Here is a 15058-nt window from a genome sequence, read left to right as displayed (position 1 = left end):
TGTCGATCAGCCGCGGGGCGTCTGCAACCCCTCGGGAACAACGTCCTCGAACCGGCGGGTGTCCCCGAAGATACCGAGGACGACCACCGCGCCGCCCAGCGCCAGGACGGCGACGAGCAACGGGATGTACGCGCCGCCCAGCAGCGGGTCCAGCAGCCAGTCCACGAACAGTAGCGCCCAGGCCGCCGCCAGACAGGCGAAACCCACGGCCTGCAGTTCGTGCCCGAGGACGTGGTGATACCCGCCGCCGAGCGCGAAGCCGACGACGAACAGCGCCTGGCCGAACCGGTGAATACCGATCGGACCGGCCGACGGGTGGCCGGCGCTCCCCGCCAGCACGACGACGATCGCCCCGACGGCGATCGCGCTTCCCGCCGCGAGAAGGAGTACCTCCGCGGACTCCGGGCGCTCCTCGACCATAGGTGTGTGTGCCAACGTCTCGCATATTAAAATCCACAGTCTGCGGGCGGACACCTCTCGCTGGCGTCACCTGCGGTCGCGGTTCCGGGAGGCCTGAACCACCAGCGTGACCGCGCCGCCGACGACCACGGCCAGGCCGAGGACGAGCGCCGTCTCGCTCCCGACCGCGGGCGCGAGCGCGAGCAATCCCCAGCCGACGGCGCCGACGGCGTGGGCCGTCCCGATCAGGCGCTGTCCGCGCCGGAGGTAGACCACACCGCCCAGCCCAAAGCCCAGCGCGAGGACGACCGTCGAGAGCGCGACGGGTCTGACCCGGAGGCCGCCGAGCGCGAGCGGGTCTACCACCGGCTCGGCGAGAAAGAGCAGGCCCGCCAGTCCGACGAGCGTGCCGACGGCGGCCGACGCGTAGTCGATGTCGCGGTCGGCGAGGCTCACAGTAGTCTATAGGTATCGCCGCGCTCGGTCACTTCGCCCCGGCGGACGAGCTTTTCCAGTGCGTCCCGGACGTACTCGGCCGGGACGCCGCGCTCGGTGGCGTAGTCGACGACGCTCGCTTCGGTCGGGTCGTCCTGTTCCCGCAGTGCGGCCAGCACCGTCTCTTTCCGGCTCTGGCCGCCGCCGGCACCCTGCTCGGCGCGGTCGGCGGCTGCACCGACCGCCGCCGTGTCGACGCCCGACGCTTCGAGGTACTCCTCGTCGTCGACGCCGACCTCGTCGAGGTAGCGGTCCATCTCGGCGAAGGAATCGAGATCGGCGAAGGCGTCTTCGTGGCCCTGTCGCTTGGCCAGCATCGCCGCCCGGACCTCCCGGGCGTGGTCCGGATCCTCGGTCGTGACGAACTGCTTGAGTTTCTCGAACTTGCGACTCGCGCCACAGCGGGGACACTCCGACCGCTCCGGTCGGCCCTCGACGACCCGGAGCGCGTCACAGTCGCTGCACCCGACCACCGCGTACATGGTCGTCACTGGGGCCCGTTCGGGGAAGAATCCACCGTCCCGTCCGCGAGGCGAACCGTTAGGGTGGTCCGGTCCCTGTACTGCCACGAATGCGACGCTCACATCGGTGTGTGGTCGCGCTGTGTCTCCTCGCCGCTCTGGCCGGATGCGGCGCGGTTCTCGACGGCCGTGCGACGCCCGAACCCGTCGAACTCGGGAACGCGTCCGTCCCCGCGGGCATCACCGCCGACGACGTCGACGCGTCGACGCTGGCCGCGAACCACGACGCCGTTCTCGGATCGACCAGCTACACCGTCCTGGTCCGCGAGGTCGTGACGAGCAACGGGACCGTCCGCCGGAACGCGACCCGGGTCCGCCGGGTCGCCCCGGGTGGGGACCGGTACCTGTTCCGGCGCGTCCAGCGGACGAACGGCTTCCCCACGTCCTCGCTCGCCCCCGTCCTGACCTACTGGTACGACGGGACGGCCGTCACCCAGCGAATCGGGACCGGCGCGACCGCGCGAATCGACCGGTTCCCGACCGAGCCACCGGGCCCGCTCCGCGACCCGACGAGTCACTGGGGCGTCGCCCGCGTCCTCGGCGCGTTCGAGTTGCGGCCGAACCGCACCCTCGGGGACGGACCAGTCCGGTTGACCGGGGTTCGATTCAGCGATCCCGAGTCCGCACCGTCGCCGTCGTTCGTCGGGCCGCCGCGGAACGCGTCGCTGACCGCGGTCGTCGACGGCCGGGGATTCGTCCGGAGCTATCGCTTCGCGTACGACGCCGACGCCAGCGGTGTCTCGGGAACGGTTCGCGTGGTTCGCCGAGTCCGGTTCGTCGCTGTCGGTGCGACGACCGTTGAGCCACCGGCCTGGGCGGACGACGCCAGGTGACCGGGGACCGAGTGCGTCCCGGTCCCGCCACGACGGCGACCCGGGTGGCTACTCGCCCGCGCCGTCGCCGCTGGACTCGAACGGACCGGGACCGGCCCGGAAGAAGGCCTCGACCGGCCCGTCCAGCCCCGGCGGATCTTCGAGTGTGATGGTCGCCTGGCTCCTGGCGTCCCCGATGTCGAGCCGCGTGTCCGGATCCGGCGGGGTCCGTGTCAGCGTCGCGGTGGGCTCGTACTCCCCGGGCGATAGCGAGAAATAGAGCGTGTCGCCCGGTTCGATAGGGCGATCCGACTGGACGGTGAACGTCCGGAGCCGGGACGAGAACTCGATGTTCGTGTTCGCCGGCACCGTCGGGCCGCCGGTGACCCGAACCGCAAGCGCGGTGTCGTTGGCCACCAGCGACGCCTCGCCACGGACGAGTTTCGGGACCCACGCCGGCCGCGGGACCGTCTCGACATCAGTCGTGGTCGCGATCTCGAAGCTGGTCGGCGGTCCGTCCCCGGCTTTCACCGTGCCGGTCGCTCGGCGGAGCAGTCCCCGCTCGTCGACCAGCAGGCTCGCCTCGTACTGCTGGTACTCGGCGGCGAGACCGGTCGATTTCGCCGCATCGGCTTCGAGCCGGACGACCTGCTCCCCCTGGTAGGTGGTCGTGCCCACCCGCTCGAACTGCCCGGAGCCGACGTAGATGGCCACGCCGAACTCGATGCTGCCGCCGGCCGAGAGCACCCCCGACCGGTCGTGGGTGAACACGTACCGCTCGTCGCCCCACCGCTCGTGTTCGGCCGTCCACTCCTGATCGGTGGGCTGGTAGGTGACCGACGAGAACGAGCCACGACTCCGGTAGAGCAGGTGCGTGTCGTTGCGGTACGTCGTGGTATTCGAGTCGACGGTCCCGTTCGAGCGTGTGAGATAGTGCTGCCGGGTCGCACTCGCGTTGAGCGTCTCGAAGTGTGCGTTCAGCAGCGCCGACTCGTTGACGCTCCCGTCGGCCGCGACGCCCGGAACGGTCGTCCCGCCGACAGTGTCGTCGCGGTCGCCCGATTCGTCGCCCTCCGGCCCGGTGTCGGGCGTCGCCGTCGGATCGCCGACCAGCCCCGCACAGCCGGCGAGGACGAGGACGAGCGCCAGCACGCAGTGTCGATACATTATCACGTGCTGTCCGGTCGGCGGACAAATTCGTTCCGGCTGACGGTCCGGATCACAAACCATTCCTGGCGGTCCCCGGAATCGGCCGGTATGCGCGAGCCCTCCCTGTTCGCCCTCGGGGTCGGCGGCTACGTCGCCGGCACGGTCGGGACGGCCCTCGTCCTGCTCGCTCCCACGTCCGCCCCGCTCGTCGTCGCGGCCGGCGTCGCGGTCGCGACAGCACTCGCCGTGACCGGGGCCGTCGCCGCCGTCTCGACACCCGACAGCGTCGAGCGGTTCCACACGCCAGCGGCACAGATCGCGGTCGTGATGGTCCCGATCCTGCTCGCGGCCGCCGTCGCGACCGTCCACTACGGCCTGCTGGGTCCCGGCCGGGACGTGTTCTGGCCCAGTGCCGTCGGCTTCGGCGTCACCGTCCTCTGTGGGACTGGTCTGCTTCACGCCGCCGCACGGAGCTACGCCCGCCACGCCGAGGCCGAGAGCGACGTGTGCGTGACCCTGCCCGATCCGAGCGGCGGCGAACCCGAGGGCCGGTGGCGACTGGCCGGCCTGGCGCTGGGCCTCGTCGCCGTGGCGCTGTTCGTCGGCAACCTGTGGCTGGGCGATGGATTCGACACGACCTGGCTGTTCGCAACGCTCGCGGGGCTGGTTCCACTGTTGACCGCTGGACGTGACTCCGAACTGGTCGTCCTCGACGCGGGCCTGAAACAGGGCGTGTCGATCAGACCGTGGGGCGACTTCGAGAGTTACGAGATCACCGACGACGAACTGGTGATCCGGGACGGGAGCTGGTTCCCCCGGGAGTACGCCATCCCGCGCGAGAAGATCGACGACGAGGACGCAGCCGTCGCTGCGCTGTCGCGGTATCTGCCGGAAAAATAGCGTGCGGCCAGTCAGGCCAGGTCGTGGATGTTGTCGGCGACGCGTTCGGCGTACTCGCTGCAGGCGAGTTTCTCGCCGCCCTGAATCTGGCGTTCGATGTCGTAGGTGACGTGTTTGGACTTGATCGTCTCCTCGACGGCGTCCCGGATGAGTTCGCCGGCGTCTTTCCAGCCCATGTACTCGAGCATGAGTTTGCCCGAGAGGATCATCGCGGTCGGGTTCACCTTGTCCTGGCCGGCGTACTTCGGGGCGGAGCCGTGGACGGGTTCGGCCAGACAGCGGCCGTCACCGAAGTTCGCCCCGGGTGCGATGCCGAGGCCACCGATCTGGGCCCCACAGGCGTCGCTGAGGTAGTCGCCGTTGAGGTTGGGCATCGCCAGGACCTCGTACTGCTCCGTGCGGGTGAGGATCTGCTGGAGCATATTGTCCGCGATGCGGTCGTTGACGACGACGGCGTCGTCGGGCTGTTCGCCGTCCCGTTCCTCCCAGAGGGTGTCCTCGGTGATGACCTCGCTGCCGTACTCCTCTTCGGCGACCTCGTAGCCCCAGTCCCGGAACGCACCCTCGGTGAACTTCATGATGTTCCCCTTGTGGACGAGGGTGACCGAGTCGCGGTCGTTCTCCAGGGCGTAGTCGATGGCCTTCCGGACGAGCCGCTTCGTCCCGAACTCGGTGATGGGCTTGACGCCGATGCCGACCGCTCCCTCGTGGATGGTCTCGTCGAAGCCCATCTCGTCTTCGACGAACTCACGGACCTGCTCGACCTCGTCGGTGCCGGCTTCCCACTCGATGCCGGCGTAGACGTCTTCGGTGTTCTCCCGGAAGGTGACCATGTCCATCTGGTCCGGGCGCGTGACGGGTGAGGGGACGCCCTCGATGTGGTAGGTCGGCCGGACGTTCGTGTACAGGTCCAGCCGCTTCCGGAGCGCGACGTTCAGCGAGCGAAAGCCCGCGCCGACGGGCGTCGTCAGCGGCCCTTTGATCCCGACGTTGAACTCTCGGAACGCCTGCAGGGTGTCCTCGGGCAGGTTCTCGTCGTACTGCTCGCGAGCGGTCTCGCCGGCGTAGACCCGCATCCAACTGATCGAGCGGCCGGTCGCCTCCGCCGCCGCTTCGAGTACCTTCTGTGCGGCCGGACCAACATCGACGCCGATGCCGTCGCCGTAGATGATGGGGATGATGGGGTTCTCCGGGACATCTAGCTCGTCGTTGTCCGGATCTACCACCTCGATTTTGTCCCCGTCCGCGGGCACGTCGACCTTCTCGTAGGGCATATCTCGGAACATCACACGTCGGGCTAAAAGGCCTACCGCTTCCTGGGAAACTATAGACAACGACCGTGACGTTCTCGACTGACAGATTCGGAACTCCCCGTCCGTCGATCAGACCGGGCCGTCCCGGTCCACGTCGATGTCGACCCCTGCGAGCGGGTCTTCCAGATCGAAGACCGGGTCGCTGTCGCTCGTCGCGCGCGCCCTGGCTACCGCCTGTTCGGCCCGGGCCATCAACAGTTCGTGGGTGTCCCGAACCGGTTCGCCCTCGTCGGGAGTCACTCGCTCGTACTCCCCGTCCGGCCCCATCTCCCAGGCCCGGCGGTTGTCCACGAGCATGATCGTCAGAATCGCGCGGAGTTGCTGGCGAAGTGACTCGTCCTCGATGGGTGTGACCGCCTCGACCCGGCGGTCGAGGTTCCGGGTCATCCAGTCGGCCGACCCGGTGAAGTACTGTGGTTCGCCCCGTTCCGCCGTGTCCGTGTCGACGGTCGCGCCGTTCTCGAAGTAGAAGATCCGGGAGTGCTCGAGGAAGCGTCCGACGATACTGCGCACCGAGATGGTGTCGCTGACGCCGTCGATCCCAGGCCGGAGTCGACAGATGTCCCGGACGACCAGGTCGATCTCGACCCCGGCCATCGACGCCTGGTACAGTTCCCGGACGAGGGCTGGGTCTTCCAGCCGGTTCATGACACAGACGATCTTTCCCGCCTCGCCGTCGGTCGCCTCGGCGACGGCCGCCTCGTTGCGGATCAGCTCCCGGAACCGCTCGCGCATATTCTCCGGCGCGATCAGCAGCTTCCGATAGGTCTCGTACAGGGAGTGCCCGGTGAAGAAGTTGAACAGCCGAACGAGGTCCTGTCCAACGTCCCGGTCGGCGGTGAGCAGGCCGAGGTCGACGTAGGTCTTTGCCGTCTCGGAGTGGTAGTTGCCCGTGCCGACGTGGGCGTACTGCCGGACTGTGTCACCCTCTTCGCGGACGACCAGTGCCGTCTTCGTGTGCGTTTTCAGCCCCAGCGTCCCGTAGGCGACGTGGATGCCTTCCTCCTCTAAGCGCTGGACCCACCGGAGGTTGTTCTCCTCGTCGAAGCGGGCCTTCAGTTCGACCATCACCGCAACCTGCTTGCCGTTCTTGGCGGCGTCGATCAGGCTCTCGATGACCTGTGAGTCCCGGGACGTTCGGTAGATGGCGGCCTTGATTGCGAGTACGTCCGGGTCCTCGGCGGCCGTCCGGAGGAACCGCTGGACGGTGTCGTCGAAGGAGTGGTACGGGTGGTGAACGAGGATGTCGTCGCGTTTGATCTCCGCGAACAGGTCGGTCTCCTCGCCGTCGCTCGGGAGCAAACGGGGATGTGGCTGTGGCGTCCAGGACTCACGCCGGAGTGCTGGACGGTCCAGGTCCGCGATGGTCAACAGATCCCGGTGGTCGAGCATCCCGCGGCGTTCGACGACTTCCCGGTCTTCCAGCCCGAGTTGATCGACCAGCAACTCGCGGACGTAGGTGGGCATATCCTCGCTGATCTCGAGACGGACGACCGTCGCGAACCGCCGTTCTTTGAGGACCCCCTGGATCATGTCGATGAGGTCTTCGGCGACCTCCTCGTTGCGCCGGACCTCGGCGTTGCGTGTCACCCGGAACATCGAGTGATCGAGCACCGCCACGTCGGGAAAGAGCAGGTCGAGGTTGGCCGCGAGCAGGTCGTCGATCCGGACGAACCGCGTCCCGTTTCCAGCCGCTTCGCTCACGTCGCCGAGGCGGACGAACCGCGGCCGGTTCTCGGGGATCTTGATCCTAGTAAACGTCGGCTCGTCACCGTCGCCCTCCGTCAGCACTGCCATCGAGAGACTCAGGTTCGAGATGAACGGGAACGGATGGGCCGGGTCGAAGGTAAGCGGCGTCAGCGTCGGCAGGATCGACTCCTCGAAGTACGACCGCAGGTCCGTTCGGACCGCAGGGTCCAACTCGTCGTGATCGACGATCTCGATGCCCGCCTCCGCCAGTGCCGGTTCGATCTCCTCGATGAAACAGTCCGTCTGCTCGGCGAACAGCGGGCGCGCCCGTGCGAAGATTTCCTCCCACTGTTCCTTGGGGGTCCGGCCGTCCGGCGTCAGCTCCGAGACGCCCGCGGCCATCTGCTGTTTGAGGCCGCCGACCCGCTTCATGAAGAACTCGTCCATGTTCTTCGTGAAGATCGCGATGAACTTCGCCCGCTCCAGCAGCGGGTTGCGCTCGTCGAGCGCCTCCTCCAGCACCCGGCGCTGGAAGGCCAGCTCGCTCAACTCGCGGTTCAGGTAGTACGCCGAATCGGTCAGATCCACGTCCCGTGTCGTCGAGGCTGCCCCGTCTCCGGCCGTCGCGGTTGCCGTCTCGCCGTCGGATCGGTCTCCGTCGGCGCTGTCGGCCAGTTCCGGGATAACGGCGTCTGCCTCGTCGTCCTCGGTTCCGGTCTCGGTCCGACTATCGTGTCCGTCGTCGGTGGTAGAGTCGCTCCCGCCCATCGTCACGCGGTGGGATCGACGATCTTCCGGTCGGCGCGTTGCTGATGGGTCTGGGCGGCGTCGACGCTGAACCACTCACCCGAACGGGTGGCGAGCGCGGTCAGGGAACCGCCGTACACACAGCCAGTATCGAGCCCGACTGCCCACTGCGTGTCGACTGGGTCGTCCAGAACCGTGTGGCCGAAAAACACCCTGGGCGGCCCCTCGTACTGCTCGAACCAGAAGGGCCCGTCGTAGCCGTTTCCGGCCGGGATCGACCGGGTTTCGAGCAGGTCCTCGACGCCGTGACTCGCCAGGGGTCGCGTGGGATCGACGCCGCCGTGGACCACGAGGCCACCGTCCCAGGAGAGCGCGACCGGCAGACTCTCGATGTACTCCCGGACGGGATCGAGTCCCGGACGCGACACCTCGCCGTTCAGAACCTTGGCCTCGTTGTTCCCCCTGACACTCGTGGCGTTGTCCCGGTCGCGCACGAACTCGACGACCTCGCGGCTCGCTGGCCCCTTTCGCACGAGATCGCCGACGAAGATCACGCAGTCCCCCTCGCCGGGGTCCATCTCCGTCCAGAGTCGCCGTAACTCGTCGAGACAGCCGTGTACGTCACCGACGACGTATATTTCGTCGTACTGGTCGGCATCGATCCGGCGGTGGAGCGGCGACACTGCGGCACCGAACTCGACGGCGCCGGTCGCCTCGCTCATCGGTCCGCCCCACTCGACTCAGTGCTGCAGTCGCGGTCTCGCGCCGTCGCTCCGACTCTATCCATATCGTCGAGAGGCTCTACCAGTAGTAAGGAAATTACTAATAGGTATATCACCGTCTATATCCCGATATATAGCGGCACTCACTCGCACCCGGAGAACCCACCCGCTGGCGGTCCGCCTCAGAGCGGGCCGCCCGGCGTGGCCGTCTCGGTCTCGGTGGGTGTCTCACCGTCTACCGGGGGTTCCTCCTCGGTCGGCGTCCCATCTTCCGTCGGCGTCGCTCCCTCGGTAGGTGTCTCGTCAGCCGTCGGGGTCCCCTCCTCGGTGGGCGTCTCGGTTTCGGGTTCCAGCGGCGTCGTCGGTTCCGGCTCGCCGACCGGCGTGCCCGCTTCGCCGGGGGTGCCCGCTGGCGTCGCCGCCGGCGTCGCTGCCTCGGTGGCGTTGGTGATCGTCACCGTGCTGGTGACGACCGAGTCTCTGGTCTCGACGAGCCGGTCGTACGTGCCGGGTTCGAGGTCGGCCGCCGACACGTTGATCGTCACGTCGCGGCGCTCACCGGGTTCGAGAACGACCAGTTCACGCTGTGCGGCGGTCGTCTCCAGCCGGTAGCCCACGTACCCGACGGTTCGCTCGTCGTCGGCGTTCACCACGGTGACCGAGACCGTGTAGTTCTCGCCGGCCGCGATCTCGGCGGGTGCAGACACGTTCGCGACGTGGAACTGGCTGTAGGCGTCGGTCAATTGGGCACTGACGCGGCTGGCGCTCGCGGACTCGACCTCGACTCGCGCGACCTGGCTGTCGGTCGCCGGTCCGTCGTCGGCCTCTGTCGGCGTCGCGTCCGGTTCACCGGCCGGCGTCGCGCCCGCGGTGGCGTCGGCCCCGGTCGCCGCCGTGCCGTTCGGGACGGCGGTCGTGACGACCATCTCATCGACGGTCAGGGTGGTCACGTTCACTCGCTGGACCGCGACCGCCTGTCCCTCGCCGGCCCCCTCGTCGTCCTCGGGCGTCTCCTGGGGACCGTCAGCCTGGTTCCGGAGGTCGAAGACCGGCGTTCCAGCCGGTGTGCCGGGACCGATGGGCGTTCCAGCGGGCGTTTCGGGCTCACCCGGCGTCGCGGTCGGCGTTCCCGGTTCGGCCGGCGTCGCACCCGGCGTGGCGGGTTCGGTCGGTGTCTCGGCTGGCGTCCCCGGTTCGGCCGGCGTGTCAGCGGGAGTGCCAGGCTCGGCCGGCGTGCCAGCCGGGTCCGCTGCACCCGCGGTCTCGTTTGCCTCCTCGAACGTGAGTGAGCCGACCTCGACCTGCTCGACCGAGAGGGTCGCGATCCGGACGCTGTCGACCTGATCGGTCGTCTGGTTCGCCGGCTCAGCCGCTCCCGGCGTCGCCGCGCCCGGGGTCGTCTCGTTGGCCTCGCCGGGCGTGGCCGGCGGTGCTCCGCCGGTGAGCTCGGCGGCGGTGACGCCCGGCAACGCCAGCGACGAGATCTCGGCGTCGACGAAGGTGCCGTTCGATATCGTCCGGTCGTCGCTCGCCAACTCGTCGACGGTCAATCGGCCGACGGTGACGTTCTCGACGGTCGTGTTCTGCAACTGGAGTCGCTCGACCGTGACGCCGTGTAACGCCACGCCTGTCGTTGCCATCGCCTCGTCCGTGGTCGGCTGGGTCGCCCGTTCCCCGCCCGCAGTCAGGGCGACCGTCGCCGCGACCACGAGCAGGAGCGTCGCTGTCACTGCCGCGAGATACTTGTCTCTCATCCACCGGCCGTTCCCCGACGCCGGAGATAAGGTGTCCAGACCGTTTTCCGGCCGTAGCGACCGACTGCCTCCGATAAGCGGTCGCTGATTGCCGGCCGGTTACGGAGTGGTCACGGATCGGACCCGATGTCTCCCCCGCGTACCCGCGACTGAGTACTGTCCCGTGGGCGGGTAAGCACCGAATTGCCCCGGACGAGTCGCGCCCGAACCGGCCGAGTGGACGGGGTGTGTCGACGGACCCGCTGGAGCGCAACTCCTTTGCCGCCCTTCGCCGAACGGGCGGGTATGACCGACGTGGATCTAGACGCCGAGCAGTACGAGAAAAACCGGGAGGCGGGCGAGATTCTCGCGACAGTCCGCAACGAGGCCGCCGACCGGGTGGAGGTCGGTGCGAGCCACCTGGAAGTCGCCGAGTGGGCCGAAAAGCGCATCCGCGAACTCGGCGGCGAACCCGCGTTCCCGGTGAACATCAGCATCGACGAGGAAGCCGCCCACGCAACGCCCGGTGTCGACGATTCGACGACCTTCGGCGAGGACATGGTCAACTTAGACATCGGGGTCCACGTCGACGGCTGGCTGGCCGACACCGCCGTCACCGTCGACCTCTCCGGCAACGACCAACTGGCCGAGGCCTCCGAGGCCGCCCTGGAGGCCGCCCTCGATACCGTCGAAGCCGGCGTGGAAACCGGCGAGATCGGCGCGGTCATCGAGGAGACCATCGACGGCTACGGGTTCAACCCCGTCGTGAACCTCACGGGACACGGCCTGGGCCACTGGCAACAGCACACGCCGCCGAACATCCCGAACCGCGCGGTCGATCAGGGGATCGAACTCGAAGCCGGCGACGTGGTGGCCATCGAACCGTTCGCCACCGACGGCGGCGGCAAGGTTCGAGAGGGTAGCGAGGAAGAGATCTTCGCGCTCGAATCCGAGGGTTCGGTCCGGAATCGCGCGGCTCGCCAGGCGCTGAACCAGATCACCGAGGAGTTCAAGACGCTGCCCTTTGCCACCCGCTGGCTCGACGCTCGCCGCCCAGAGATGGCGCTGCGCCGGCTGAAACAGCAGGACATCCTCCATGGCTACCCCGTTCTCAAAGAACAGGAGGGACAGCTGGTCAGCCAGAAAGAGCACACGGTCATCGTGACCGAGGACGGCTGTGAGGTCACGACGCGACTGTAGCGGTCGCTCCCGGGACTCGGGTCTCGGAGCAGTCGATGTCAGCCTCAGGCGTTGTTCATCCGCAGCACGGTCCGAGCGCCACAGACGCGACACTCGCTGACCCGGTAGGGTTCACGCGAGTACTCGGCGTTCTCCGGGGTGGCACTCTCCGTGAGGATCTGTACCGACACCTCGTGGGGTGTCTCGCGACGACACTCCTCGCACTCTTCTGTCATCCCGTCGCCGCCGTCGTTTGTCGCTGACATCGTATCACTTCCTACCGCCGAGATGCGCATAAAAACCCCAATCCGTTCGGCTTCGTTCACGGAACTTTCGGCCGCAGTCCTGCGATTATCTTCGAAACGGCACGAGAGGCGAGCAAATCGTTTATCGGCGCTTCTCGCGTCTTCGACCTGGTATTAAACTGAAAAACGGCCGCATTATTTATATACCATGAACTCGGCTTCGGGTGGGCGACTCGGCCGGGGTCTCCGTGGCGGTTAAGCCACGGGCGGCCACAGGGTTGGCATGGAGCAGGTGTTCGCGCCCTGGCGGATCGACTGGATCGAGCGCCCCGACAAGAACGAAGATATCGACGGGTGTGTGTTCTGTGCGTTCGCGGAGGGCGACGACGACCGGACGAACAACGTCGTCGCCCGGAGCGACCACGCCTTCGTCCTCCTGAACAACTACCCGTACAACCCGGGGCACGCGATGGTGATCCCCCACACTCACACCGGCGACTACCGCGATCTGGACGAGCCGGTTCTCACGGACCACGCGCGTCTCAAACAGCGGACCATCGAGGCCATGGCGACCGCACTCCACCCGGAGGGGTACAACGCCGGGCTCAACCTCGGCGGCGGCGCGGCCGGGGGCTCCATCGACGACCACCTGCACACCCACGTCGTTCCCCGCTGGGAGGGCGACACCAACTTCATGCCGGTCATCTCGGAGACTCAGGTCATCGTCGAAGCCGTCGAGGACACCTACGATCGACTCCACGCTGGCTTCGCCGAGCAGGACGGCGCGACGGTCCCGGACGACGATAGCGCGGTCGAGTTCACGTAGCACGGACGACTTTTCTACCCGGGTGTCCAAAGCCGGACGATGGCACGCTCGACGGCGCTCCGGCGGGTCGGCCTCGTGGTGCTCGGGGTCAATCTCCTGCTCGCGCTGGCCAAGGGCGGGGTCTGGTATCTCACCGGGAGCCTCGCCGTCGGGTCCGAGGCGGTCAACAGTCTCGCCGACACCGCCTACAGCGTCGTGATCGTCGCCGGTCTCTACCTCACTACTCAGCCGCCCGACTTCGAGCATCCCCACGGCCACGAGCGCATCGAGCCGTTCGTGGGGCTGTTCGTCGCACTGGGGATCTTCGCGGCCGGCGGGGCCGTCATCTGGCAGGCCCTGACCGCCGTCCTCGCGGGTCCGGACCCCGGCGGCGCGAACCCGGCCGCGATGGGCATCCTCGCGGTCGCCGCCGTCGCGAAGTACCTCCTCTATCGGTACTGTCTGGCCGTCGGCGAGGATCACCGCTCGCCCGCCCTCGTCGCGACCGCGCTGGACAACCGCAACGACATCTTCACCGCCGTGGCAGCGCTTGGCGGTGTCGTCGGCGCGGGGCTGGGATTCCCACTGCTCGACCCCATCGCCGCCGCGCTGGTCGGGGTCGGCATCCTCTACACCGGCGTCGAGGTCGTCCGTGACAACCTCGACTACCTCGTCGGGGCGGCCCCGCCCGAAGATCTGCGCGCCGAGATCGTCAGGCGGGCGCTCTCCCACCCCGAGGTCGAGGGGGCTCACGACGTGATCGCCCACTACGTCGGCCCAGAGATCGACGTGAGCCTCCACATCGAGGTCGAGGGCGACCGGACCCTGCTGGAGGCCCACGACATCGAGACGGCCGTGATCGAATCGATCCAGAACCTCTCGGAGGTCGACGACGTGTTCGTCCACGTCGATCCCAAAGAGGCCGGCGAGTGGAAACCCGACGAGGAAGTCGACCGGCTGGTCGGCGACCCCGGCCGCGCCGACCGCGAGTGAGGATCAGACTGGGTCGCCGAACGCGTAGACGGTGTTGTGGCTCGTGATTTCCACGTCGACGGTATCGCCGACCGCCAGGCCTCGGTCCTCGGCGTCGGCGATCACGACCTGCCGGTAGGCCTCGTCGTAGCCCACCAGCGACTCGTCCGTACCGTCCTCGGTCAGCAACACCGACTGCTCGGTGCCGACCATCTCCTCGTGAGCCTGGCCTACGAGGTCCATCTTCAGGTCGGTCAGTTCCTTCGAGCGGTCCTTCTTGGTCTGGCCGCCCAGCCCCTTCATGTCGGCGGCGTCGGTCCCCGGTCGCTTCGAGAACCGCGTGACGTTGATTTTCTCTGGCCGGGTCTCGCGCATCAGCGTGAGGCTCTGTTCGTGATCGTCGGGTTCCTCGGTCGGGAAGCCCGCGATGAAGTCCGTCGAGAGCGTCCAATAGTCGAGATGCTCGTCGAAGGTCTCGACCACTTCCACGTACTCCCCTACCGCGTGCTGGCGGCGCATATCTGTGAGTACGTCGTCGCTACCCGACTGGACCGGCGCGTGCAGGAAGTTGTAGAGTTCGTCGTTCTCGGCGAACACCCGGGCCAGCTCCTCGCGGACGCCGTGAACGCCCTTCGGGTTGGCCATCCCCACGCGCACCCGGAACTGGCCGTCGATGTCACAGATCCGGTCGAGCAGTTCGGGGAGCAGGCTCTCGCCTTGATTGCGGTCCCAGCCGTAGACGCCGGTATCCTGGCCGGTGATCCGGATCTCTTTCGCGCCCGCGTGGACGAGTGCGCGGGCCTTCTCGACGTTCTCCTCGACGCTCGGCGAGTCGATCCGGCCGGTCGCCTGCTTGGTGATGCAGTACGAGCAATCGCTCATACAACCCCGTGCGATGGGGAGGATGCCGACGACGCCGTTCAGGACGGGTTCGGTCCCGTCGGTGACGGTCGGACACTCGCCGTTCAGGACGTGGTCGGGCACCTCGTCCCAGTGGAGGATTTCGGCGTCGACGTCCTCCTCACGGAACATGTCGCCCTGTGCCAGGGCCATACAGCCCGTGACGACGAGATCGCCGGGCGTCTCGGCGTCCAGTTCTTTGGCCCGCCGGAGCATATTCTGCTCCGTCTTCTCTAACACGGTGCAGGTGTTGAGGATCGCCACGTCGGCGGCTTCCGGGCCGTCGACGGGGTGGTGGCCCCCCTCCCGGAGCGCCTGCTCGATCTGCTGGGTCTCACCTCTGTTGGAGGTACACCCGTACGTCTCGATGTGATAGCGGGCCATTCGCTACTCCCGACTCCGTCCTCGCCGAGCAAAAGCGCGACGGATCGCGCCGGTGAATTTATACTGGTCAGCGAGGCGAATACCCCGACCCAC

At 67.7% G+C, this 15058-nt stretch carries 15 protein-coding genes; 5 read left to right on the top strand and 10 right to left on the bottom strand.

Going from position 1 to position 15058, the window contains the following annotated elements; genetic code table 11:
* Positions 1 to 6 precede the first annotated feature (6 nt).
* From BMX17_RS01800 to BMX17_RS01790, 3 genes are all read right to left on the bottom strand, one after another.
* On the bottom strand, positions 7 to 420 hold the full coding sequence (locus BMX17_RS01800) for a hypothetical protein (RefSeq protein WP_092657017.1): 414 nt from the start codon (positions 418 to 420) through the stop codon (positions 7 to 9).
* 66 nt (positions 421 to 486) lie between these two features.
* Positions 487 to 855, bottom strand: coding sequence for a hypothetical protein (locus BMX17_RS01795; protein WP_244514921.1), 369 nt, complete (start codon positions 853 to 855; stop codon positions 487 to 489).
* Positions 852 to 1376 (bottom strand): DUF5817 domain-containing protein, encoded by a 525-nt coding sequence (locus BMX17_RS01790; protein WP_092657015.1) that lies wholly within the window; start codon positions 1374 to 1376, stop codon positions 852 to 854. The genes BMX17_RS01795 and BMX17_RS01790 overlap by 4 nt, the downstream gene beginning before the upstream one ends.
* Before the next feature lie 89 nt (positions 1377 to 1465).
* Here BMX17_RS01790 and BMX17_RS01785 point away from each other — a divergent pair, with 89 nt between their 5' ends.
* On the top strand, positions 1466 to 2248 hold the full coding sequence (locus tag BMX17_RS01785) for a hypothetical protein (RefSeq protein ID WP_092657013.1): 783 nt from the start codon (positions 1466 to 1468) through the stop codon (positions 2246 to 2248).
* 48 nt (positions 2249 to 2296) lie between these two features.
* Here the strand turns inward: BMX17_RS01785 and BMX17_RS01780 are convergent, their stop codons facing one another.
* Entirely contained in the window at positions 2297 to 3394 is a 1098-nt protein-coding gene (locus BMX17_RS01780) for a DUF7537 family lipoprotein (protein WP_092657011.1), read from the bottom strand.
* Positions 3395 to 3484: 90 nt separating this feature from the next.
* Here BMX17_RS01780 and BMX17_RS01775 point away from each other — a divergent pair, with 90 nt between their 5' ends.
* Complete coding sequence (locus BMX17_RS01775; protein ID WP_092657009.1) at positions 3485 to 4276, top strand: PH domain-containing protein; 792 nt, start codon at positions 3485 to 3487, stop codon at positions 4274 to 4276.
* A gap of 11 nt (positions 4277 to 4287) precedes the next feature.
* Here the strand turns inward: BMX17_RS01775 and icd are convergent, their stop codons facing one another.
* The 4 genes from icd to BMX17_RS01755 all read right to left on the bottom strand — a co-directional run bounded on the left by icd (position 4288) and on the right by BMX17_RS01755 (position 10501).
* Positions 4288 to 5550: an isocitrate dehydrogenase (NADP(+)) gene (gene icd, locus BMX17_RS01770; RefSeq protein WP_092657007.1), complete on the bottom strand. Its 1263-nt coding sequence runs from the start codon at positions 5548 to 5550 to the stop codon at positions 4288 to 4290.
* Between the two features lie 108 nt (positions 5551 to 5658).
* Positions 5659 to 8046 (bottom strand): polyphosphate kinase 1, encoded by a 2388-nt coding sequence (gene ppk1 / locus BMX17_RS01765; protein ID WP_092657005.1) that lies wholly within the window; start codon positions 8044 to 8046, stop codon positions 5659 to 5661.
* A 2-nt stretch (positions 8047 to 8048) separates the two neighbouring features.
* The gene (locus BMX17_RS01760) at positions 8049 to 8747 is read right to left on the bottom strand and encodes a metallophosphoesterase family protein (RefSeq protein ID WP_092657003.1); all 699 of its coding nucleotides are present in this window, start codon (positions 8745 to 8747) and stop codon (positions 8049 to 8051) included.
* 182 nt (positions 8748 to 8929) lie between these two features.
* Positions 8930 to 10501: a hypothetical protein gene (locus BMX17_RS01755; protein WP_092657001.1), complete on the bottom strand. Its 1572-nt coding sequence runs from the start codon at positions 10499 to 10501 to the stop codon at positions 8930 to 8932.
* 285 nt (positions 10502 to 10786) lie between these two features.
* Here BMX17_RS01755 and map point away from each other — a divergent pair, with 285 nt between their 5' ends.
* Positions 10787 to 11680 (top strand): type II methionyl aminopeptidase, encoded by an 894-nt coding sequence (gene map / locus BMX17_RS01750; protein WP_092656999.1) that lies wholly within the window; start codon positions 10787 to 10789, stop codon positions 11678 to 11680.
* Between the two features lie 44 nt (positions 11681 to 11724).
* Here the strand turns inward: map and BMX17_RS01745 are convergent, their stop codons facing one another.
* Positions 11725 to 11925 carry a DUF7835 family putative zinc beta-ribbon protein gene (locus BMX17_RS01745; RefSeq protein ID WP_092656997.1) on the bottom strand — a complete coding sequence of 67 codons (201 nt, stop codon included), beginning with the start codon at positions 11923 to 11925 and terminating at the stop codon, positions 11725 to 11727.
* A 262-nt stretch (positions 11926 to 12187) separates the two neighbouring features.
* On the opposite strand from BMX17_RS01745, the gene BMX17_RS01740 reads away from it, so the two are divergent.
* Entirely contained in the window at positions 12188 to 12730 is a 543-nt protein-coding gene (locus tag BMX17_RS01740; protein WP_092656995.1) for an HIT family protein, read from the top strand.
* A gap of 39 nt (positions 12731 to 12769) precedes the next feature.
* Positions 12770 to 13702, top strand: coding sequence for a cation diffusion facilitator family transporter (locus BMX17_RS01735; RefSeq protein ID WP_092656993.1), 933 nt, complete (start codon positions 12770 to 12772; stop codon positions 13700 to 13702).
* A 3-nt stretch (positions 13703 to 13705) separates the two neighbouring features.
* On the opposite strand, the gene BMX17_RS01730 is transcribed toward BMX17_RS01735, so the two are convergent.
* Complete coding sequence (locus tag BMX17_RS01730; RefSeq protein ID WP_092656991.1) at positions 13706 to 14965, bottom strand: tRNA (N(6)-L-threonylcarbamoyladenosine(37)-C(2))-methylthiotransferase; 1260 nt, start codon at positions 14963 to 14965, stop codon at positions 13706 to 13708.
* Positions 14966 to 15058: the final 93 nt, after the last annotated feature.

It is taken from the genome of Halorientalis persicus (genome assembly GCF_900110215.1).
Classification (GTDB): Archaea; Halobacteriota; Halobacteria; order Halobacteriales; family Haloarculaceae; genus Halorientalis; species Halorientalis persica.
The sequence above is the reverse complement of the archived record's forward strand: the minus strand, read 5'-3'. Positions and strand labels throughout refer to the sequence as shown.